The following is a 22,887-nucleotide window of genomic DNA, read 5'->3' on the forward strand; positions in this document are numbered from 1 at the left end:
TAAACAGGTATAATGGAAAGTGAGAATAAAAGAATTAAGAAGCAGCATAAAAGTGAGGTGTTTATGATGAGGACCAGAAAAATTGCCCTTATCACTTTGCTAGTGTTAGCTTTGGCCATGACGTACGCAGCCGCAGCTTCATTGGTAGATCAAAAAGGCGTGCTCACAGGCAAGGTTTTGTCAGAAAGGTTGGTTGTAGCAGGCACAGAGGTGAAGGTGGGAGTTCCCCTTGTGATGATTGAAACGCCAGTCGGACCGGTACCCGCTACACGGGCCAATGTCAACGGAATCGTAAGAGAAGTGCTCGTTCATCCTGGCGATATGATTCATACAGGAGATGTACTCGTTCGCATCGAGCAGGTGCAGCGCAAATAGAAAGGATGATCCGTTTGTTTACCACGTTACGGGTGCTGTTCATAGGACTGCTGGCCGCATGGCTTTTTCCGCTGACGGCAGGATGGGCAGCACCTGCCATTTTGCCTATTAACGAATTGCAGGCAGGCATGCACGGCATAGGAAAAACAGTTGTTCAAGGTACGAAAATAGAGGATTTTGATGTAGAAATTCTTGGCATCATGAAAGGCAAGGGAGCAGCAGGCGGTGATTTGATCCTTGTTCGTACATCTGGGGATGTCATTAATCGCACAGGTGGTATTGCGCAAGGCATGAGTGGCAGTCCTGTTTATATCGGTGGTAAACTGATTGGTGCTATTGCTTATGGTTGGTCGCTAGCGGATCATAGGGTGGGTATGGTTACGCCTATTGCTGACATGCTAAAAAATCTCGATATTACAAAGCCCAGTGTGGAGCTGATTCCACCAACTGAGCCTGACATCAAGGATGAGAAGCTGGAAAACGCAAAGCCGCTTACGACTCCTCTCATGGTGTCTGGTTATAACAGTCAAACCCTCCAATACTTACAGACTCAGCTTGAACCTTTTCATCTTGTTCCATTTGAAGTGGGGGATGTTCCCGCAGGGACCCAATATGGAGCTATCGAACCAGGAAGTTCCATTGGCGTAGAGCTTGTGCGTGGGGACGTCAATATTGGTGCATTAGGGACAGTGACCTATGTTGACGGGGATAAATTTGTTGCTTTTGGTCATCCTTTTTTACAAAAAGGTTTTGTTGATTTTTTAGCGACAAATGCCTATATTTACACGACAGTAAGCAGCCTGGACAGTCCTTTTAAAGTCGGTACGACAGGTGATCTGGTGGGGACAATTAATCAGGATCGTGGTACTGGAATAGCTGGTCAGCTTCATCAATACCCCTATATTATTCCCTTTCGGGTGTCTGTGACTGATCAAGATTTGCAGCGTACAGTAGAGTCTGATTATCAAGTGGTGCGTGACGAAGCCCTTGCGCCTATTTTAGGGGCTACGGGTGTTTATAACACCATTCAAAAGGCTATGGATCGTGATGGTGGCGGAACAGCCAAGGTCAGCTTTGAAATTACAGGTCGCGGCCTTCCTGATGAAGGCGTGAAAAGAGAGAATCTATTTTACACTCCGGCTAAACTAAGTGAGATTTCCGTTGCCGAGCTTCACGAAGCGCTTGACATGTTGACAAACAATCGGTTTAATCCGGTTGATTTATTTGATGTTAAAGTAAATGTAACGGTAGAAAGTGCCCGGAAAACCGCAACGCTGATGTCAGCTAAGGTTGCCAGCAATGCGGTTGTAAAGCCAGGTGACAGTGTCAATATTGATGTCACCCTCAAGCCTTATCGCGGTGCAAGCATTGTTCGAACCATCTCGTATGTCGTGCCAAAAAATCAGTCGACGGGATCGCTCATGTTGGAAGTCCGTGGCGGCGGCATGGTCCCGCTTACACAGATGTTATTAAAACGTCAAGGCATTGATATGGACATGCTCAAGCCTGACAAAAAATTACGCAGTTTTTCCGATCAAATTGATGATTTTGTTCATCGTGACCGGAATAATGATCTTGTTGTTGAAGTTCTTGATACTGGCGCTGAATCCGGTGATACGACAGCTCCTTCATCAACAACAGCCAAAAATAATCATCAGCAAGCAAATTTGGCTCAGACAGCTGTCATGGATCAGAAACTAATAGGGAATGATAAAAAAGACAAAACCTCTCTGGCAACAGATTATGTCATTGATGGTGATGCGCAAGTTGTTTTGAATGTCAGTAAATAACACCCCGTTGGGGTGTTTTTTTTGTTCAGTCAAAAATTGCAGGAAAACTTGTTTGGCATAGGGAATAAATACAAAGTTCATTACTTGCATTTAATGTAGTGAGGATGGCCGTTATGGTGATAAAATTACTTGAGAAAATAGGGAAAGTAGTCCTAAATGTGCTTGAAGTGAGTGGGCGAACGGCCATTATGGTTCGCAGTTCTTTTGCTGTTGTACATACAGTAAAAGCCAAGCCCTTGTTGCGTCAGATGGCTCATCTTGGTGCGGATTCGCTGCCTATTGTACTATTGACGATGTTATTTACCGGCATGGTCATGACCGTACAAATTGCTCACGAATTTATTAAGTATGGTGCTCAATCATCTGTTGGAGGTGTTATTGCTATTGCCATGGGGCGTGAATTGGCTCCCGTTCTGACTGGTGTCGTTGTAGCTGGGCGTGTCGGTGCTGCCATTGCGGCAGAGATCGGTTCCATGAAGGTGACAGAACAAATTGATGCCCTGCGAGTGATGGCTGTAAGTCCAATTGCTTATCTTGTTGTGCCCCGGCTGTTAGCCTGTGTCATGATGATGCCTGTCCTCGTTATTTTCGGCAATGTTATTGGCACAATTGGCGGATATCTCATGGCAACGCAGTATGCCGGTATTACGCATTTTGCTTTTGTACATTCCATCCGGGTTTTTTGTATTCCAAATGATGTTATGGGTGGGTTAATTAAGGCCATGTTTTTTGGCGTGATTATTGCTCTTGTTGGTTGTCATAAGGGTTTGACAACGGAGAATGGCGCCGAAGGTGTTGGTAAGGCTACGACAGGTTCTGTGGTGACGGCCATTATTTTGATTTTTGTTAGTAACTATTTCTTATCACTCTTACTCTATTAACGGTTTTTAGTCCGTAAGAACAGCGAGGGGAAGCTATGATTCGGTTAGAAAATGTCAGTGTCACTATGCGTGGACGGGACATTTTAAAAAATATTAGCCTAACCATTGATACAGGTGAAATTATGGTGATTATCGGAGCGAGCGGTTCAGGTAAAAGCACCTTGCTTCGCTTGCTCATTGGACTTTTAAAGCCAACAAGTGGGAAGATTTATTTTGATGATCGCGAGATTACTTCTTTGACAGAAGACGAAATGAACCAGGTTCGCCTGCAAATGGGGATGGTTTTTCAATATTCGGCTTTGTTCGATTTCTTGACAGTAGGCGAAAATGTAGCTTTTGGTTTGCGTGAACATTCGACGAAAAATGAGGATGAGATTCAACAAATCGTGCGTCGTAAACTGCGGCTAGTCGGTTTGTTCGGTCATGAAAATGACTGGCCGAACGAATTGTCAGGCGGCATGAAAAAACGGGTGAGCTTGGCCAGAGCTGTCGCGAGTGATCCTCAGATCGTGCTTTATGACGAACCTTCAGCAGGACTCGACCCCGTTATGTCGGCTACGATTGATCGTCTCATTGTCAATACGCGGCGTCGTTTGTGCGTTACGAGTATTGTGGTTACACACAATATGGAGAGTGCCTTTACCATTGCGGATCGTATGGCCATGATTCATGATGGTCAAATCATTGCGCTGGGCTTGCCGGCAGAATTTAAAACAAGTGCCGATCCACTTGTTTGGCGGTTTATCCATGGTGTGAGAAAGGCTAAACTGGCGAAAGGGAGGGAGTCCCTGTGAGTTTAAATTCAGAAGCTAAAGTAGGAGCCGTTACTCTATCGGCTATTGTGTTACTGGCAGGCATGTTGTTTGGTCTCAGTCGTTTCAGTTTGGGCGACAAGGGCTATCCCGTTTATGCCATGTTTCATGACGTAAACGGTTTGACCCAGGGGAATCTGGTACGCTTTGCCGGAGTAGAAGTCGGCCAGGTAGAAACGGTAACCATTGCACCTGAGGGCATTAAAGTGCTCGTTCGTATTCATAAAGGCACCGAGATTCCTGACGGATCGCATTTTACCATTGGCACAGATGGTCTGCTTGGAGAAAAATTTATTAGTATTGTGCCACCTGCTGTGGGAAATGGGAGTACCATCGCAGCGGGCGCTATTGTATTTGGTGAAGATCCGCAGGGGATTGCCAACTTGATTAGCTCGGCTGACAGGGTGCTCGCTGATGTTCATGCCTTAGTACAGTCGCTTAATGATATTATTGGCGATGAAAAAGTCAAAGCAGCTCTCAAGGATTCAGCACTTAATATGAAGGTTATTACAGATAACTTCAATGTTTTATCAGCCAGTTTAGCGCGCATGGCAGTCAATAATGAGCAAGATGTTCATCTCATGGTAGCAAATTTGAAAGCCATGGCCGAAAGTTTGAATAGTGTTGCCGGACGGATGGATAGTATGGTGGCCCGCGTAGATAACAATGGACAGACAGCAGCCGACTTGACGGCTGCCGTCCATAATATTAAGCTGACGAGTGAGCGCATTGAAAATATGGCAAAGTCTTTCGAAGGTGTGGCAACAGATCCTAAAACAGCTCAGAATATCAAGGATACTTTGCAAAATGCCAGGGAGGCCAGTGAAAAGGCAAACAGACTTTTAGGTAAAGTCGGCGATATTCATACGACTGGTGGCTTAGATTTTTTCTATAATCCGCATACAGAAAAATATCGCAGTAATGCTGATTTTAAGGTTTACACATCGCCCCAGGATTTTGCTGTTCTTGGGGTGGACAATGTGGGGGAAACGAGTAAGCTGGACTTTCAGATAGGAAGCGAAAATGATGGTCTTGCCCAGCGATTTGGAGTTATAAGCGGTAAGGCCGGTGTGGGGTTAGACACACACCTCAGCGATGATTTACGTTTTTCCGTGGATGTCTATGATCCCAATGAAGTCAAAGTGAGACTTCGGACAGAGTACAAACTATCGGATAATATGGCTCTTGTGGGGCAAACAGACAGTGTCAATCGGCAGGCGGACAAAAATACTTATTTTGGCATTCGCCGCCTGTTTTAATCATTGACACCTTTTATGAAGAGCCCTATAATAAATCTGTATTGACTAAAGAGTCAGCAAGTCGTTGATTACATTCGGGGAGGATTAAAAATAGCAATGAAAGTGAAAAAACAATCTTTTGTAAAAAAAAGTATCGCCTTAATGCTGTTTAGCAGTACGCTGATGTGGAGTGCTTCAACCGTTTGGGCGGCACCTGTAGAAATTTCCTTGGATGACAGTGTAGCCTTAGCACTTAAGAATAATCCGTCAGTGAAAATGGCTGAGACGGATCGTGAGGCGGCAATCGAAACGCTTAACGAAGCTCAAACAGGCTATCAGCCAAAATTAAATTATACTTTTTCAGGCGGGCGTGCCAGTACGGCAGCGTCACAATCAACAAAAAATCAATACATAGTGAGTAATAAATTTGATAATAAAGTCAGTCTGACTCTACCGCTTTATACAGGGGGTTCTGTTGAAGGACAAGTTAATCAGGCTAAACTGGCCTTAAATAGCGCCGATTTAAGTATTGTGTCAACAAAGCAGCAACTTCGGTTAAATGCGACCAATGGCTATTATTCTATTTTGCAAACCAAGAGCCTTGTGAAGGTGAACCAGGAAGAAGTAAATGATTTAGAAGGCCATTTGAATAATGTACAGGCTCAGTTCGATGTCGGAACTGTCGCCAAGTCTGACGTACTTCTTTCTGAAGTCAATTTGGCGAATGCCAGGCAAACTTTGCTTGAGGCACAAAACAAATACGATTTGGCTGTAGCCAGTTTGAATAACATTATTGGTCTTCCTATGGGAACAGAGCTGAAAGTCAAAGAGGAATTACAATATAAGAAATTCTCTACGCCTGTGACGGAATGTGTGGATTATGCTCTTAAGCATCGCCCCGAGAGTCTGCAGGCTGACATTAGTATTGCGAGTGCCAAAGAAGGGATCAGTGTTGCTGAGAGTAACCAGAAGCCTGCTGTCAGTTTAGGCGCAAGTGAAGACTGGAATGATACACATCTGCTTGGTACAGATAATAACAATTGGTCTGTTGGCGTGACTGCCAGCTGGGACATTTTTGATGCCGGTCTTACGAAAGCTAAAGTCAGAGCGGCTACCTCTTCTGTAGACAAGTCAGTGCATCAAGCGAAGCAAACGAAAGACGGCATTGAACTCGAAGTTCGTCAGGATTATTTGAGTCTGAGAAATGCTGAAAAACGGATTGCAACAACACAGGTTACGGTAGATCAGGCATTAGAAAACTATCATATCGCGCAAGTTCGCTATGCGTCAGGTGTTGGTACAAATTTGGATGTTATGGATGCTGAGTCGGCTTTGACTTTGGCAAAAACCAATAATGTTCAAGCTTTATACGATTATAATACAAGTAAAGCACAACTGGACAAGGCCATGGGAATTGGTATCTAGTCGGTTTTAAAATGGAGCTCTCGCTTTTTTTGGCGAGAGCTTTTTTCATGTATGACACAGAGGAGGATGGGAGGGGGGACTTGTCGAATTATCTTTTAATCCGATTCATCAGGAGGTTTATTATGCAGAAGAGAAAGGCATGGCTATTTTTCAGCCTCATCCTTGCCGTGCTTGTCAGTGGTGCACTCATTTGGCATAACCAGAGTCAGCCAGTGCTGCAGAATATTACGACAGACATTGCGCAGCAACTTTCTAAGTCACTGGGGCAGCCTGTAAAAATTGGCAATATTGTTATAAATTCTCCGACGAGCATGACTCTTCAGCAGGTAGAAATTGAAGATTCAGAGGGCCAACCCATTTTAATAAGCCCTGAAGTGAAAGTTTCTTTTTCATTGTGGGAGCTTTTTTGGGGACATGAGCCCGCTATACATATGATTAAAGAAATTCAAATAGCTACTCCGCAGTTATTTGTTACTGAGGGAGCCGATGGCAAATGGAATGTTGATCAGCTTTTGAAGGAGAAGCCAGCAGATCAGCCTTCGCTGCGCAGTTTAATTGATATTGATCAAGGGTCCGTTAATCTAACGCTGCCCCAAGGAAGCTGGACGTTGGATCACTTAACAGGTAAGGTCAACTTAGAAAATGCATCGGCCGCTGCCGTTGATCTTGCTGGGGAGGTAAGCGGCAATGCCTTTACTGTGGTAGGTCGACTGAATGATGGCGGAACCCATCATCTGCGCATTCAGGCGCCCCTGATTGATTTGCAGTCCTTTTTACCTTTGTTGAGTGGTCAGTCTCAATTGGAGAAAATTCAAGTACATGAGGGAAAGCTAGCGAATTTTACACTGTCTGTAGTGAGTGAAAAAGATAAGCCGCTTGTTTTTTCCGGTGAAAGTGAACTGAAGGAAATTGCCGTTAGTCTTGATGGACGTGAACTTCAACAGATTCATGGTTTTGTTACCTTTACGCAAGATTGCCTGGATTTTTATCATACGGAGGCCACATTGGGTGACCAGCCCTTCGCCATTAGCGGGCAGGTGCTGTTCAATACGGATGAGCCTGTTATTCACTTATCCATCACAGGGGTGAATTTAGATCTATCCGCCCTTCCTTTGCCTATCGAAGCCGCAGGACAGCTCAACGTAGCCTTCCAAGTCGCAGGGCGCGTGTCTCAGCCTGTCATTGACGGCACAGTCAGTGTTCAGAATCTGAAGGCCGAAGGCTATGCAGTGAATCAAGGGCGTGCGCATATTCATTTAGCCAATCAAGAATTGTCTGTTCAACATTTGTCAGCCGATCTGCTTGGTGGAACTCTTACCGGGAATGGGCAGGTGGATTTAGCTAGCGCGACAGGTTCCCTGCATCTTTCAGGTCGCCATATTGATAGTGCTGCACTGGGCATTGCTGCCAATATTCCTGTTTCAGGCTATAGTGATTTTGATGCAGACGTAAGCGGTCCTTTCGATCCGGCTCAGGCGGTCGTGTCTGCGCAGGTAGCTATGACGGAAGGAACATTTCAAGCTGTGCCTTTTTATAACTTGCAAACGGCTTTTGTTAAAACCGCTGCCGGCGATATACTGATTGATCAGGCATCAGCCGTTGTAGCAGGGGGAAAGCTTTTAGCTCAAGGTACTGTCGGCAGAGATAATTTGGATCTTTCTGTCATGGCCCAACAGATTCAGGCCGATTCCCTGGCACCGAATTTTACAGATGCGTCTATTAAGGGAGCCGTTACTGTCAATGGGCATGTGACAGGAACTCGAACAGCACCACTTGTTGCAGCTCAATTTTCGGCTGAAAATGGCGAGGTATTGAATCAGCCTTTTGATACTCTTACCGGGGCGTTTACAGCAACATCTCAGCAAGTATCCATTGATCATGCAACGCTTACTTATAATCAACCCTTCTGGAAAAATCAAGCTGATTTCCGTATTCCTCCAGTTATTACGACGCACCAAGTCAGTGGCACCATGGGTCTTACAGGCGATCATGCTGTTCAGTTAGCCATTACAACGCATGCGGCACGAGCAGAAGATTTGGTGAAATTTTTAGCGCCTGATCAAGACATTACAGGCAATGTAGATGCCGATGTTTTGCTGAGCGGTCCATTAGCTAATCCAGATGCTAAGGTAGCTGCTTATTTTACTGATGGCAGTTATCGCGGCTATCTTGTGCGACATGCCGAAGCGTTGCTGGTACGTAAACAAGGGTTGACAAAGATTGATCGCTTGACGGTTCATTCTTTACCAGGCGACTTGGAATTGTCAGGAACAATCGATGACAATCAAGTCATGAATTTTGCTGTGGACATTAAAAATATTCGCATGAACCATTTGGGACTGGATTTTCCTTATCCTCTTACGGGCCGGGCGAATTTCTCCGGACAACTGACAGGAACGCCGGATCATCCTATTTTTGATGGACAGCTGTTAGCTCAAAAACTGACTGTCAAGGGTCAGGAAATTACCAATGTTTCAGGCTTTGTTTTGCTTGATGGTCAAGATATTCGGATACCCGCCTTAGAATTTCATCAAGGTGAGGGACTCGTCCAGGTAAGTGGCGGGATGAATCTTCAGAATAGAACCCTTTCAGGTACAGCGAATTTTAGCAACGGATCAGTTAGCCAATTGGCGCCCTTGTTTGATATCGCTTCAGATAAAGTCACGGGAAAGCTTAATGGCCAAATTCGGGCTTCAGGAAGTCTTGATAATCCGACGGTTTTTCTAACAGGCAATTTGACAGGGGGAACCATCAAAAATTATCCGCTTGATTCCGTCGATTTAGATCTGGAAATGGTAAATCATGTAATTTCAATTAACCAATTTGCGGCTAAGCAAGGGGCCGGACATTTAATTATTACGGGAACCGCTGATCTAAATGGTCCCGTGCATTTAAATGTATATGGAAGTAGCATTGACAGCGGCCTTTTTCCAGCTTGGCTGGATATGAATATTCCAGTTCATGGCGATGCTCTCGTTTCTGTTGAAGTCACAGGAGATATTAAAAATCCTACAGCTGCTGTTTCGGTAGGCGTCCAAAACGGTAGTATTGACAATCAAAAGTTTGATAGTCTCAATGGCAGTTTTATTGTTACAAATAAACTTATTGATATCAATCAGATTACCTTGACCAAGGATGCCTATGTGGTCAGCGCCACAGGCACCATTCCGATACAAAATACTAAGGAACAAGAGTCTCTCAGTCCGTCCTTTAATTTCCCGACTCATTTCAGTTCGATCAGTAACAGGCTGATTGGTAATAATGAAATGGACGTCAAGATCATGTTGGATCAGGCGGATCTCGGTATCCTGCCCTTTATGACGAGCCAAATTGCTTGGGCGGGTGGAGCTACGCAGGGGAATCTGGTAATTAATGGTACACCTAGTCAGCCGAAATTATTTGGTAACTTGGCTGTTCAGAAGGGAACTGTTAAATTTGCGTCATTAAAAGATGCTATGACCGATTTAACTCTTGATATTCACTTTGAAGGTGATAAAATAGTTATAAATACCTTTCAGGGGAAAATGGGTCAGGGTAACTTTACCTTGGCGGGGTCAGCCCTGCTGAAAGGAAAGACACTCACTGATTATGACTTGAAAATGAAACTCAATCAATTGGGTATCAGGCATACGAACTTTAACGGTCCTGTGAGTGGCGAACTTGCCTTAACTTCGGCAAGTGGTCAGCCCTTGCTCAGTGGGAAAATCCGGCTTGAGCAAGATGACATTGATATTCCGGCAATTCCGGAGATCAAACCGGCTGCTTTTGACTTGGCACTGAATGTGGATGTGGAAGCAGGAAAAAATTTGCGGCTTTATAATCCCTATTTGTATGATTTCAATGTAGATGGGAAGGTCAATATTGGCGGGAGTCTCAAGCGGCCCATGCCCACTGGAAAATTCACAGTTAGTCATGGTAAGTTGACCTATTTAACAGCGCCATTTACCATCGAGACAGGAACAGCGGAATTTGTTCCTCATAGCGGGCTGCTAATTCCAGTCATTCATCTCACTTCGAAGTATCAAATTCAACAAACGACGGTCACACTGGCTATCAATGGTCCTGCTACGGAAATGGATTTTAAACTGACATCAAACCCAGCGCTCAGTCAGCCGCAAATTATGTCGCTCTTAACCTTGCGTAATCGTTATTTCGATAAACAGTTTGTGAATGGACGGGATAACAATTTTGGCCGCGATCAAATGGATAGTCTGGTGACTTTTGGATTGGAATCGCAATTATTTAGTCCCGTTGAAAATTCACTCCGCTCAATCTTTGGGTTTGATGATTTTCATGTTGTCCATAACTATGATACAGTGAGCGGATCTTCCAGCCAATCATCCATTACGCAGGAAGTGTATGATCTTGAAGTAAGTAAATACCTTACAGATAAATTACTTGTCAATTATTCGATGGGCATTGATCATACCTCCCAAAAATTTGGTTTCCGCTATGAATTTAATCAGCAGTTTAGTATTGGAACCTCGCAGGATTCACTTCATCACTATAAAGTGGATGCCCTTGCAAAATATCAATTTTAGATCGATTTAATTAGATTGGATGATGAAAATGAATCTTCATGAATATTTGCAGGAATTAAATAAGATTGAACTTTTGTCACCTGATCTTGAGCAGAGTTTATGGCAATCTTATAAAGAGCAAGGGGATGTTCGCTCTCGCGGGCAGCTTATTGAGCATTATCAGCCGCTGGTATTTAAAGTAGTTGCCCGTTTTAAAGCCAGCGAGAACCTTGTAATGGATTTGATTCAGGAAGGGACCGTCGGCCTGATTGAAGCAGCAGAAAATTATGAACCTAAGCGGGGGATTGCTTTTAGTTTATATGCCGTTCATCGTATTCGCGGGCGTATGTTGAACTTTATTCAAAAAGAAGGCAAACAGAATTGTGCCTATATGGAAAGTCCCCTTGAAGCGGATACAGCGTCAGGCACATTGGGCGATTGTTTAGCAGATCTTTCACCAAGCGTTGCGCAGCAGGCAGAACAACATTTTCTTGTCGATGAACTGAAAACAGCTTTGCGCCGTCTGCCCCAAAAAGAACAGCTTGTTGTTAGCGGGATGTATTTAGAAGAACAGGAGCCGAAGGCATTGGCTAATACACTCAACGTGAGCACTTCCCATCTTTATCGGCTACAGAAACAGGGTGTGCGGCGTATTCGCGGCATGATGTCGAAACTTATGCAGAATTGGTAAAGATGAACTTGTAGAAACGCGTGAGAATGCAAAAAACAGCTGTTTGGTAGAGATTGAACGAGCAAATTATTGTTTTTACGCAGTAATGGATAAATATGACCGATTGTCAATCACCAGAATCTGGCCTCTTCCCAGGATTGTATAGAGTGGTTATAATAGAGGTGGTCCATATGGGTGAATTAAAAGGGAAAGTAGTTTCACATTTACGGTCGGCCCAACAATGGCTGCACCGAGCAGAACAGGCTTTTGACAGTGAAAAAGATACACGCGGCAAGCTGGATTTGATGCTGGCCCAAGCGGAGCTGCAGCATCTCCATGAGTCTGCCATCAAGGGGAAATCTGTTCCTTTGATTCGTCAGGCCCTTGCTTTTGCTTTAGCTGGCCTGCTTTTTTCCGGTGGTATTGGTGGCGCTTATTTTTATTTGCATCAAGGTAAGCCGTTGCAAGAAAAGTTAGCCCAAACAGAGGAACGCAAAGTGCCTCCAGCCATGCCAGCCCCTGTTTCTCCAACTTCGCAGCCAGTCCCTTCATCCCCTATGACTGTTCCAGAATCCGCATCCCGGGCTGTTTCTAGTGTGCCGCCCGTATCTACTGCGGAGGTTGTTCACAAAGAAACAAATGTAGTTGTTTCTTCAAGTCCTGCGGCAAGTGACAAGGAAGTGTCTGCTCAACAGGTCGTCAAGCCTGGAGAAATGAACCAACTTATTCGGGCGGCAGGAAAATCATTACGTGGTCAGTAACTTCATAAGGAGGTAATGCATGAATAAACGGCGCTATGGACAACTTGTTGTTGCAGCTTTTTTCTGCCTCGTTTTTGTAATCAATGCTATTGCGCCGGCACTGGCGGCCGATTTTACTGGTAAAACAGTAACATCTGTTACGGTTACAGGCAATACTACCGTTGCTGAAAGCACCATCTTATCAGCAATTAAGGTAAAGCCAGGGGACGTGTTGGCAAGTGCTGCTATCAAGCAGGATATGCAGTCTATTTATGATTTAGGTTATTTTTTTGATGTAGTCGTTAATTTTACGGAAGTGCCTGAAGGTGTGAAAGTCGTCTATACGGTGATGGAAAATCCACCGCTCAGTGATGTTGTTGTGAAAGGAAATACGAAAGTCACGACAGAAAAAATCAAGAGCTTGATTCAGGCTAAAACGAATACGATTATTAACACCAAATCATTAAATGATAATATGCGGGCTATTGAACAGTATTATCATGATCAGGGCTATATATTAGCCAAAGTCAGTGATCTCAGCGTCAGCCCGGCGGGTGTGCTTACTGTGACAGTGAATGAGGGCATGCTTGAGAACATTGTCATTAAAGGCAATGAAAAAACGAAGGATTATGTCATTACGCGTGAAATGACCATTAAACCTGGTGAACCTTTTAATGCCAAACTTGCTCGTCGCAGCATGCAAAAAGTGTACAACCTGGGTTATTTTGAAGATGTTAATATGAAACTCAATCCAGGCAAAGATCCTAATGCAGTTTCCTTAGAAGCTGATGTAGTGGAGCAAAAAACAGGTACTTTCTCCATTGGTGGCGGCTATAGTCAAAGTGATGGTCTTGTTGGTATTATCGAGTTAGGTGATAATAATTTAGGTGGTACAGGCGATAAGGCTAAGATTCACTGGGAATTTGGCGGTAATGCCAGCAGCAAGAACTATGAATTTGATTACACCCATCCCTGGTTGGATGATAAGCAAACATCGATTGGATTCAGTATTTACAACATGACCAATCAATACACCGATTATGGTCTGAGCACGAATGGTTCCTACGATGACCGCGCGACGCGGTCAACGTATGATAAAAATCGTAAGGGCTTTGAGGTGACATTGGGTCGTCCGCAAGGCGAATATTTGCAAAACTATATTACCTTTAAAAATCGTAAAGATTCGTGGGTTAGCCAGGTTTCCGGTCCGATTGATTACTCGAATCCGACCGCAACAGATGCAACTTACGGCAATTACGATAGTTATTTGAAGGACAACTTCGGATTGACACGCAGTGTTACGTTAACGCGCGTTTTTGATGATCGCGACAACGTGTTTAATCCGACGGAAGGCAGCCGTTTTCAGTTGAGCGGTGAATTTGCCGGCAAAGGTTTAGGCGGTGATTTTAATTTTAATAAATATACTGCTGAGGCACGTCACTATTTCAAGATTAATGACGATCATGTCATTGCCTTGCGTGTTGCAGGTGGCTATGCCACAGGTGATATTTCCGAGACTAACCAATTTTCTGTCGGCGGTTCGGATACACTGCGCGGCTATGATGATGATCAGTTTAAAGGAACAAAGATGCTGACATCTTCAGCAGAATATCGGTTCCCGATTGTGAAAAAAGTCCAAGGCGTTGTATTTGCTGATGCCGGTAATGCTTGGAATGGCGAAGGGTACAAGCTTAATGACTTGAAAACGAGCGTGGGTGTTGGTATTCGTGTATCTACCCCACTCGGTCCGATCCGGATTGATTTGGCAAAAGGTGAAGAAGGCAACAAAACGCACTTTAGTTTTGGTGGACAATTCTAAGTTACAAAGTTGAAAGTCAGGTCTATGACCTGACTTTTCTTCTAGGGGGTGACGGTTATCTTTGGAGTGAAGCGATGGGTACTACTTAGTTGCTGCTTGCTGCTTTTGATGGGATTCTCCGTAGTCCAGGCACAAAGCAGTGTTGTAGAAAGTCTTTCTGTCCAGGTCACGTCCACGACAGCGCCACCTCCAGACAAGGTGTCCAAGCGGATGGCTGACAGTATCGCTATGGTTGGGCAGCATATTTTGCTTGGTAAATCACTGGATGAAGTCAACTTAAATAAAGATTCCTACGAAAAAGTAATTCGCGAGGTTTTCGAACGGGTCCTTGTGGGATACTCTGTGCAAAACGTCACGATTATTCCAGACACGGAAACAGGCATCCAAGTGACGATTGAACCATGGGGCGATGTGGTTCATCAGGTGAAGATTGAAACAAATTTTATCGGTCTTTCACCAGAAATGCAAAATCTTGCAGCGAGTCAGCTTACTGCTTTATCAGGTAAAACCGATGATACTCTTGTTGGCTTACCTATTGATGCCGTCGATTGGGCAGGGAGTATTTTAAAAGACAATTTGCGGGAACTTATTGCTGATAGACTGCCGGAATTTAAGGCCGCTTTTGAAATTCAGTCAGGTCCTGTAACAGTCATCAAGATGACATTAAGTCCAGTCGGTGAAGTTATTCAAGCTGTCAATGTCTCTGTCGGGTCAAAAACCCTGCCGAACTTTTTACTGAGCGAAGCCGAGCAATCAGCAGATGAACTGGGTCAAAACTTACGGGGATTACCTATTTCCTTTGTACAGCGCCATAAAGATTACTTCGAACAAAAAATTTTACATGCAGTCACTGCCTTGCCTGTGACAGAGCGGTATGGGTTGGTTTTTAAGCCGGAAATCCTGCCAGCCAGCACGACAAGTATTACTTTGAACGCCAATACGACGAAATATAAATTCTTTGTTGAAGGCTATTTGGATATGGGACGTAAAATCGATAATACATCCGTGAAGATCCATGCAGGTAAATGGATAACACCAAAAGATGAAGTCTTTATGGAAGGCACTTTTATACCCGGTTCCGTACGATGGGTATTTATGCCTGGCTGGGGCCATCAGTTTACGAAGCAAACACAGGCCGGGTTTAAGTACAATATGACAGATGAGCGAAGTCAATTATTTATCGAGCAGGAACTGGGTCCCAATTATAGCCTGCGTATCGAACGAGTTCCCGCCGGTTCTTTTAATGAAGTTGGGCTGCGCTATAAAATTCATGAGTATCTTAGCGCTGAATATGTTTTCAATAGCCATGAAAGCTATCTCAGGCTTGTTGGCAGTCTTTAAGGAACGGAAGATAATGATTGAATGTCTGGCAGGTCCTTGCTATAATGAACTAGAAAAACAAGGTAAGTTTAATCTTGCTTAGGACAGAAAGAAGGGGTTTATATGTTAAAAAACAAAAAAATGGTACGATTGGTTTCCTTGGGAGTTGCCATACTATTCTTAATCGGTGTAGCAGGTATCGCTCTTACGCAAAGTGGTGGGAAAATGGCATTGGCATCAGGCAATCCATCCTCCAACATTGGCGTAGTCAATAGCAACTTAGTTTTTCAACAGCATCCTGATTTAGCCAAAATTGATCAGCAGATGCAAGACGAAGTGGCACAAGCAAAAAAAGATTTTGATGAGAAATCAGCCACAATGAATGACAAAGAAAAGCAAGATTATTATAGCCAGACGCAGCAGCGGCTGCAATTGAAACAGCAGGAACTGATTGCGCCTGTTCGTACTCAAATTGATAATGCTATTAAAGCCGTAGCAGATACGAAAGGGATCACCATTGTTCTTGATAAAAGCACCGTTGTATTTGGCGGTCAGGATCTTACGGATGATGTCATTAAGAAAATTTCCGGCAAATAACAGCACAGGAAAATTAGCCGAGCCGGTGTAAGCTGTGCTCGGTCTTCCTTTTAGAAAGTGGTGATTTGATGAAGGCCAAATTGTTTCCTGTTTCCTTTCCTCTTTTCACCTGCCTGCTGTGTCTTGGGGCCCTTTTACTTCTAAGCAGTTGTGCGTCCAAGACTGTGACCGAGCCGGTCCAGTCCGGGCTCAAGCTCGCCGTCATTGATATGGATAAAGCCCTACAGTCTCATCCGAAGTATCGGGAGCGAGCGGCTTTGCAGAAAGAGTTAAACACCTTGTTATCCAATCAGCAGGTTTTAGCGGAGCAGGCTGCTCAAACTGCGGTAGATCAAGAGGTGCCTGATCAGGCACCTCTTGATATGACGACTGGGTCGGATCAGCAGCAACAGCAATATCAAGCAAAAATGGCCGCGAAACATGCCGAACTCAATGCTGGTTTTAATGAAAAATACGCCGCTTTGCGTAAGCAGTCTTCTGATGAATACGATGCTTATAGTGCCGCGTTAGATAAAGAATATCAGCCTTCTATCTTTGACCTTCAGCTTAAGTTAAAAACTTTGCAGTTATCAAAAGAAGAGGGACAGGCCTTGCAAGATAAACTAGAGAAACTTCGTCAGGAAAAAAGTGATCAGCTGGCAGCTCGGCAGCAGCAGCTTTCGACCGCTTTGACGGCTAAGTTAGCAGAACTGCAACAACAGTCGACAGCTGAGATGGATCGTTATGGGCAGCAAGTAACAGCCGAGCTCGTCCCTGTTGCTCCGCCAGTTGCGCCAACGGCTGCTGACAGGTCTGTTCAAGAACCTCCTGCGGAGTCATCAGGTTTGTCATCTGATGAACTTCAAGCCATTAATCGTTTGAAAGCCAAAATCGCCGCACTCGAGGATTTTATGATTCAAGATATAGAAAATGACTGTGGAAAAATAGCACTAGCCAAGGGATATGAACTCGTTGTGACAAATGTGACTGCGAATATTACTGCAGACGATATTACCGCCGAAGTGATTAGTCAGTTTAGTAAATAAATAAATGGCGTATAATAGAGTTAAGTCACATTGGATTGGAGGAATCGTTTAGATGGGAATAAAATTTTCAGGAGTAATCGTCTCACTATTGCTCGGAACGACCCTGTTGCTTGGTGGTTGCGGCACTCAGCCTGCTATTGGCATTCTTGATGTCAATAAGGTTATGTCAGATAGTCCGCAAGTCAAGGCCTTGCAGGATCAATTGAATGCGAAGGGCAAGGAATTGAGCGATCAGTTAGAAAAAGATAAAACGACGATTAGTGAGGACGAATTTAAGAAACGTCAGGAAGCAGCTTATGGCGACTTTTTAAAAACCAAGCAAGATCTTGAAGGGCAGATTGATAGCAATATTAAGCAGACCTTAGAACAAGTTTCAAAAGACAAAAAGTTAAGCATTGTCATTTATAAAAATAGTATCGCGCAGGGCGGCGTAGATATTACAGATGACGTGATTGCTAAAATGCCGGCAGCACCAGCAACGCCAGCACCAGCAAAGTGATGAGAACATTACAAGAATTAGCTGATGTGGTGGGAGGGAATTTACAAGGTGACGGTTCGTTAATTATTGAAGGTGTTACCAATTTGGATGATGCGGGGGCACGGCAGATTACTTTTGCTGTGCCGCCTCATCTTGAAAAAGCCGTTCGATCTTCGGCTGGCGCTGTGATTATTCCGCCTGAAGCAGCGTCCAATTTTCCTAAACCCGCTATTATTGTAGAAAATCCCCGTGTTGCTTTTATGACTTTATTGGAATTATTTACGCCTAAGCCTGTGATAGAACCAGGGATTCATTCCAGCGCCGTCATTGGAAAAAATGTGTCCATGGGTAAGAATGTAGCCATTTTACCTCATGTTGTCATTGCTGATGACGTCGTGATTGGTGACAATGCCATTATTTATCCGCATGTTTACATTGGGCAGGGTGTGAAGATTGGTCGTTCAGTTTTAATTTATCCCAGCGTCACGATTCGTGAATTTTGTCAGATTGGTCATGATGTCATCATTCATGCCAATACAGTCATTGGCAGTGACGGTTTTGGCTTTGTCACAGTCAAGGGAAAGCATGAAAAGGTTCCGCAAGTGGGCAATGTTGTTATTGGGAATCGTGTAGAAATTGGTGCCAATGTCGGTATTGATCGGGCTACAACAGGCAGTACGATTGTTAAAGATGGTACCAAGATTGATAATCTCGTTCATCTGGCTCATAATGTTGTCATTGGTGAAGATTGTTTTCTTTGTGCCCAGGTAGGCATTGCGGGCAGTGCGCAAATTGGCAATCAGGTGATTTTTGCCGGACAATCAGGCTGCAATGGACATATTACGGTTGGTGATAATTGTATTTTTGCCGCTCGCTCAGCACCTATTAAGGATGTGCCTGCGGGTTCTTTTCAGGCTGGATTTCCAGCACGCTCTCATCGGGAATGGCTCAAAGTCGAGGCGGCTTTGTCGAAAGTTCCAGATTTACTTAAAAAGGTGAAGCAACTGGAGAAGCAGCTTCATGACCTCGAAAACAGGTTACCGTAGGAATTTTCAAACTTAACATTAGGGCCGTGGGATATTCCCATGGCCCGCTCTAATTCATTCATATTCCTGATTATTCCCTGTCCCCCTATTCCATTAATCCATGAAAGAGGTTGTTCATGAATAAAAATTTTATCAATAAAATGATATTTTCCTTAAGTATCGGACTGCTCATGACTGCCACGGCGACGGCCGCACCGAGTTTACAGGGATCTACCGGACTCATCAATACGCAGACAGCTGATATTTTGCAGGAAGGGCAGTTTACTTTGGGAGTGGATCATGTTCATGAGGGTACCGTGCAAAACGTCGCAGTGGGGGTTGTACCGCGTGTTGAAGTGGGTGTGGCAGATCTCCATTATATTGGACAAGCCGATAAAATGTTGTTCAATGCTAAATATTCACTATTGTCGGAACAGATGCTGTTACCCGGTTTATCCGTCGGTGTGGAAGATGCTTTTAACAAAAATCAGCGAACCTCCTATTTAGCAATAAGTAAAACCTTGCCTTTTGGGTTTCGTATTCATGCCGGCTATGGAAATGGACGTTATCATGGTATTTTTGGCGGATTGGAGAAAACCATTAATCCAATTGGTTTTACTGGTGCAAGTACCTTTCCAGCCACCACGTTAATTGCCGAATATGATGGCAGTGCCTTCAATTATGGTGCTCGGTTATCTATTATTCCCGGGCTTAAGATTGAGGGCGGTATTCGTAATCACGCTGGTTATTATGGAATTAACTTTACCATGTAGGAGATGGTTTTTTGTATACTTTCGTGATTATTTTTAGCCGCGTCATTTGCCTCTTACCCCATAGACTTCGGCGATGGATTGGCAATCTGCTTGGGCAGTTTTGTTGGCTCATTGTGCCGACTAAGCGCAAGAATATGGCAGTAAAGAATGCCGAGCTCAGTCTGAACATAACGAAAGCTGAAGCTACAGGCATTGTAAAACAAAGTGTCACCCGTTTTGGGCGGATGTTCATGGAAGTACTTTATTTGCCGAAAATCACGCCGGAAAAAATGCTTACGCATGTTTCAATGGTCGGTGTAGAGCATTTAAAAGCTGCACTGGCCGCAGACAAAGGCGTGGTTCTTGCAACAGCTCATAGTGGAAACTGGGAGATCATGGGGGCTGCCCTTGCAATGCTTGGGTTTCCCCTTGTTGCTGTTGTACAAAAGCAGACGAGTGCGGCCATGGATCGGTTTATTAACGACTATCGAACCTTGGCTGGCATGCATGTGACATATAAAAGTGGTGTCCGTGAAATGGTGCGGCTGCTCGGCCAAGGAATGATTATTGGTTTACTAGCTGATCAAGATGCCGGACAGGATGGTGTATTTGTAAATTTTTTTGGTCGTGAAGCTTCAACGCCGCAAGGCCCTGCTGCACTGGCCCGTTTAAAAGATGCCCCCATTATTCCGGCTTTTATTACCCAAGAGGCTACAGGAAATCACACTATTCATATTTATCCAGCCGTATGGGTTCATAAAACCGCGGATCGTGATGACGATATTGCTGTTGCAACACAGATTGTTACAACAACTGTTGAGCAGCACATTCGTCGTTATCCAGGGGAGTGGTTTTGGCTGCACAACCGCTGGAAAACAAAACGACCATATTAAAAGAAGTCAGAGGCATTGGCCTTTGACTTTTTTTATCTTCGGATTTATTCAATTTCCTTGTTTTACCTCGCATATTTACAGTCATAAGTATAGCTACTAATAGCGATTTGTGATATAATAGCATGGCGATAAAGTATATATAAAATTTATTAATAATATATATTTGCAAGTAGTGAAATGATATAAAAAAAGAAATGTCATTGGAAAAAGAGGTGTGACGTCATGAAGAAAGATATATTGATTCTCCTCATTGTGAGTATTATTATTGGCTCGATTGCGGCAGGTTCTCTCTCTATGGCGTCGAACGCCTATTTCTCCAAAACGCTGGGCAATTTGGTCGGTGATTCAGGTGAATATGATGTCATTATTACGGTGCGCGAAGAGATGAAGCAGGACAGCGCAGACTATATTCAAAAAATTATTCAAGATACCATGCCAAGTGCAATATTTAAAGAGGGTCCAACGCTTTCAGGCAAGACAAGTTTTTTTATTGGACTACCTGAATCACTTAAAACCAAAGAGACTTATGATAATTTGAATAAGATTTTTGGCAGCATTCCCGGCGGCAGTGCCGTTGGTGTATTAACGGAGCCGCGTCTTACCGTTCGCGGCGTGCCTGAGGGAGCCAAGAAGATGCTTATGGCCCGTATTGGCCAGATTGATGGTGTAAAATTTACCTTTAATGATGGCGGTTCGATTGGTGTGCTATTAACGAATGCAAATAAGAATAATTCCGTCACGCAACAGATCAAGACCCTCCTTGATCAGTATCAAGTCATCGAAATCAGCTTTCCTGTGGGCAGTGAACCTGCCAATCCAGTTCGGTCAGGTGAAAATATTGCCCGTGCCATGGAACAGAATCTCAAGCTCGAATTAGCACAGAATGTATCTACTGATGGTAAAAATGATGACATGACGTATATGGTGAGCACCATGATTGAGTTAAAACGATTTCTCACGGCCTATGCCTCTCAAGTTGTTGTGGCGCCTAGCAGTGGCAGCGTCTATCATAAAGGCGATATTCTCGTTTTTCAAGGCCGGGCAGGAGCCCCGCCTGCGTCCGGTGCAGCGCCAGACAAGAATAACGTAATTGTATCTGTGAGTGCTGTACGTAGTGATGGGAGTGCAGAAGGCAGTATTACGCAAGGCGATGCACTTGATCTGACGAATCTTGAGGCCTATTCACTTGTAAATAATGTGGTTGGTAATCCAGTCGGCGTGGCGACCTATCGTTCTCCGCGTAAAGAGCTCGGCAGCGCCCTGGGTGAGACAAGCAAGCTTGTCTCCCAAGTGCCGGGTTTTGCTCAAAATGCTCAAAATATGAGTAAAGTGGCGTTTGGCGTCCTTGATCAATACAACAAAAGCCTTAGTACCATGGATCAAACTCTCGCTGCCATTGAAAATGCGGGTAATACCATGCAAAATGCGACGCGCGGATTGGCGAATATCGATACGACAAGCCTTTCCTCTCAAGTCGATAACTCGGCTAAAGCCATGGGAACGCTTGTCAATACGTTGCAAGTCGTCAAACTTTTAAATGGTGATGTGAACGGGGCCATTAGTAACTTAACTACAACACAGCAGGGATTGAATAATGTAAAAAGCACCTTGAATGCCTTAAGTAACGTAGCAAGTGATGCCCGTCAGGCCAAAGTCGTTGTAGATGATGTCGTAAGTAAAGGTCAGGGAGCTGTTCAGACGCTAAGGTCTTTTGACGCCAACGGTGCCAGGAGCAACCTGAATGATATTAATAGTCAGCTAGCTCAGGTACAGCAGGTGAATATTCCGCTTGTTACAACGCAGCTACAATATATGGCGGCAGCCATACCCAATATGAAAGATGATGAAATCAATCATTCCGTTGCTCTTTTAGACAAGTTTATTGCGGGCCAGGTGATTCCTGGTGCACGTATTCAGATTCTGACCACGAATAATATCAGTACCGAAGCTGTCCAGCCCCTTGTTGAAAGTGAAGTCGGTCATAATAATGCCTCGCTCTATTCTACGGCTTTGGGTGTCATTGAACCCGATCCGCGTGGGCAGATCATGAGTGTGCTTGCCGAAGTAAAAGCCATTTTGGCAGGTCTTACAGCGATTGCTTTTACTGTTGTCTGTTTAGTACTGGATCATACAGCTTTGATGACGGTGTATAAGCGTCAACGTTTGGCCAAAAAGGTGCAGAAAAAGGGCATTTCAAGTATGATTCAGAGTGTGATCCTGTTATTTACTGCCAAGGAGCGTCGGTACGGCATGGCTATGGGGGCAATATTGCTTACAAGCATGTTTATCTTATCTGGTGGTGGCATCCCTTATCTGCCTTGGCTGGGAGTACCTGTTGTTGGTGCTTTCCTGGGCCTTCTTGTGGCTGTTTACACCGATAAGATGAATCCCGTTTCTAATGATGAAATTTTAGCCGGTGAAGCCCTTGGGTTATCGTTTCGTGAGATTATGCGCGAAATTGTTATTCCGAGTGGTCGTCCCGGTTTATGGCAAAAGTTGAATCAGCGCGTCATGAAATTCAAGTAAA

General features: G+C 44.3%; 18 protein-coding genes. All 18 read left to right on the top strand.

The genetic code is table 11. From position 1 onward, the window contains the following. The first annotated feature begins 63 nt into the window (after positions 1–63). A complete protein-coding gene (locus Ga0466249_RS00200; RefSeq protein ID WP_215827418.1) occupies positions 64–375 on the top strand; it encodes a biotin/lipoyl-containing protein in 312 nt (103 codons plus the stop codon). Positions 376–380: 5 nt separating this feature from the next. Next, positions 381–2,165 (top strand): SpoIVB peptidase S55 domain-containing protein, encoded by a 1,785-nt coding sequence (locus Ga0466249_RS00205; RefSeq protein ID WP_215827419.1) that lies wholly within the window; start codon positions 381–383, stop codon positions 2,163–2,165. 113 nt (positions 2,166–2,278) lie between these two features. Beyond that, complete coding sequence (locus Ga0466249_RS00210) at positions 2,279–3,046, top strand: MlaE family ABC transporter permease (protein WP_215827420.1); 768 nt, start codon at positions 2,279–2,281, stop codon at positions 3,044–3,046. A 35-nt stretch (positions 3,047–3,081) separates the two neighbouring features. Beyond that, entirely contained in the window at positions 3,082–3,840 is a 759-nt protein-coding gene (locus Ga0466249_RS00215) for an ABC transporter ATP-binding protein (protein WP_215827421.1), read from the top strand. Next, positions 3,837–5,117, top strand: coding sequence for an MlaD family protein (locus Ga0466249_RS00220; RefSeq protein WP_215827422.1), 1,281 nt, complete (start codon positions 3,837–3,839; stop codon positions 5,115–5,117). Before Ga0466249_RS00215 ends, Ga0466249_RS00220 begins: the two co-directional genes overlap by 4 nt. Before the next feature lie 96 nt (positions 5,118–5,213). Continuing rightward, positions 5,214–6,521: a TolC family protein gene (locus Ga0466249_RS00225; protein WP_246588314.1), complete on the top strand. Its 1,308-nt coding sequence runs from the start codon at positions 5,214–5,216 to the stop codon at positions 6,519–6,521. A 122-nt stretch (positions 6,522–6,643) separates the two neighbouring features. Then, positions 6,644–11,062: a translocation/assembly module TamB domain-containing protein gene (locus Ga0466249_RS00230; protein WP_215827423.1), complete on the top strand. Its 4,419-nt coding sequence runs from the start codon at positions 6,644–6,646 to the stop codon at positions 11,060–11,062. A gap of 28 nt (positions 11,063–11,090) precedes the next feature. Further along, entirely contained in the window at positions 11,091–11,732 is a 642-nt protein-coding gene (locus tag Ga0466249_RS00235) for a sigma-70 family RNA polymerase sigma factor (RefSeq protein WP_215827424.1), read from the top strand. A 170-nt stretch (positions 11,733–11,902) separates the two neighbouring features. Beyond that, on the top strand, positions 11,903–12,472 hold the full coding sequence (locus Ga0466249_RS00240; RefSeq protein ID WP_215827425.1) for a hypothetical protein: 570 nt from the start codon (positions 11,903–11,905) through the stop codon (positions 12,470–12,472). Between the two features lie 19 nt (positions 12,473–12,491). Then, positions 12,492–14,270, top strand: coding sequence for a BamA/OMP85 family outer membrane protein (locus tag Ga0466249_RS00245; protein ID WP_215827426.1), 1,779 nt, complete (start codon positions 12,492–12,494; stop codon positions 14,268–14,270). Between the two features lie 210 nt (positions 14,271–14,480). After that, complete coding sequence (locus Ga0466249_RS00250; protein WP_215827427.1) at positions 14,481–15,611, top strand: hypothetical protein; 1,131 nt, start codon at positions 14,481–14,483, stop codon at positions 15,609–15,611. A 102-nt stretch (positions 15,612–15,713) separates the two neighbouring features. Beyond that, positions 15,714–16,187, top strand: a complete 474-nt coding sequence (locus Ga0466249_RS00255) for an OmpH/Skp family outer membrane protein (RefSeq protein WP_215827428.1) — start codon at positions 15,714–15,716, stop codon at positions 16,185–16,187. A 68-nt stretch (positions 16,188–16,255) separates the two neighbouring features. Next, positions 16,256–17,212 carry a hypothetical protein gene (locus Ga0466249_RS00260; protein WP_215827429.1) on the top strand — a complete coding sequence of 319 codons (957 nt, stop codon included), beginning with the start codon at positions 16,256–16,258 and terminating at the stop codon, positions 17,210–17,212. Positions 17,213–17,264: 52 nt separating this feature from the next. Further along, positions 17,265–17,711 carry an OmpH/Skp family outer membrane protein gene (locus Ga0466249_RS00265; RefSeq protein ID WP_215827430.1) on the top strand — a complete coding sequence of 149 codons (447 nt, stop codon included), beginning with the start codon at positions 17,265–17,267 and terminating at the stop codon, positions 17,709–17,711. After that, positions 17,711–18,736 (top strand): UDP-3-O-(3-hydroxymyristoyl)glucosamine N-acyltransferase, encoded by a 1,026-nt coding sequence (lpxD, locus tag Ga0466249_RS00270; protein WP_246588355.1) that lies wholly within the window; start codon positions 17,711–17,713, stop codon positions 18,734–18,736. Before Ga0466249_RS00265 ends, lpxD begins: the two co-directional genes overlap by 1 nt. A 116-nt stretch (positions 18,737–18,852) precedes the next feature. Continuing rightward, the gene (locus Ga0466249_RS00275) at positions 18,853–19,488 is read left to right on the top strand and encodes a YjbH domain-containing protein (RefSeq protein WP_215827432.1); all 636 of its coding nucleotides are present in this window, start codon (positions 18,853–18,855) and stop codon (positions 19,486–19,488) included. 11 nt (positions 19,489–19,499) lie between these two features. Next, positions 19,500–20,360 (top strand): lysophospholipid acyltransferase family protein, encoded by an 861-nt coding sequence (locus Ga0466249_RS00280; protein ID WP_215827433.1) that lies wholly within the window; start codon positions 19,500–19,502, stop codon positions 20,358–20,360. 222 nt (positions 20,361–20,582) lie between these two features. Then, entirely contained in the window at positions 20,583–22,886 is a 2,304-nt protein-coding gene (locus Ga0466249_RS00285; protein ID WP_215827434.1) for a hypothetical protein, read from the top strand. Position 22,887 lies beyond the last annotated feature (1 nt).

The organism is Pelorhabdus rhamnosifermentans (assembly GCF_018835585.1).
Classification (GTDB): Bacteria; Bacillota; Negativicutes; order UMGS1260; family UMGS1260; genus Pelorhabdus; species Pelorhabdus rhamnosifermentans.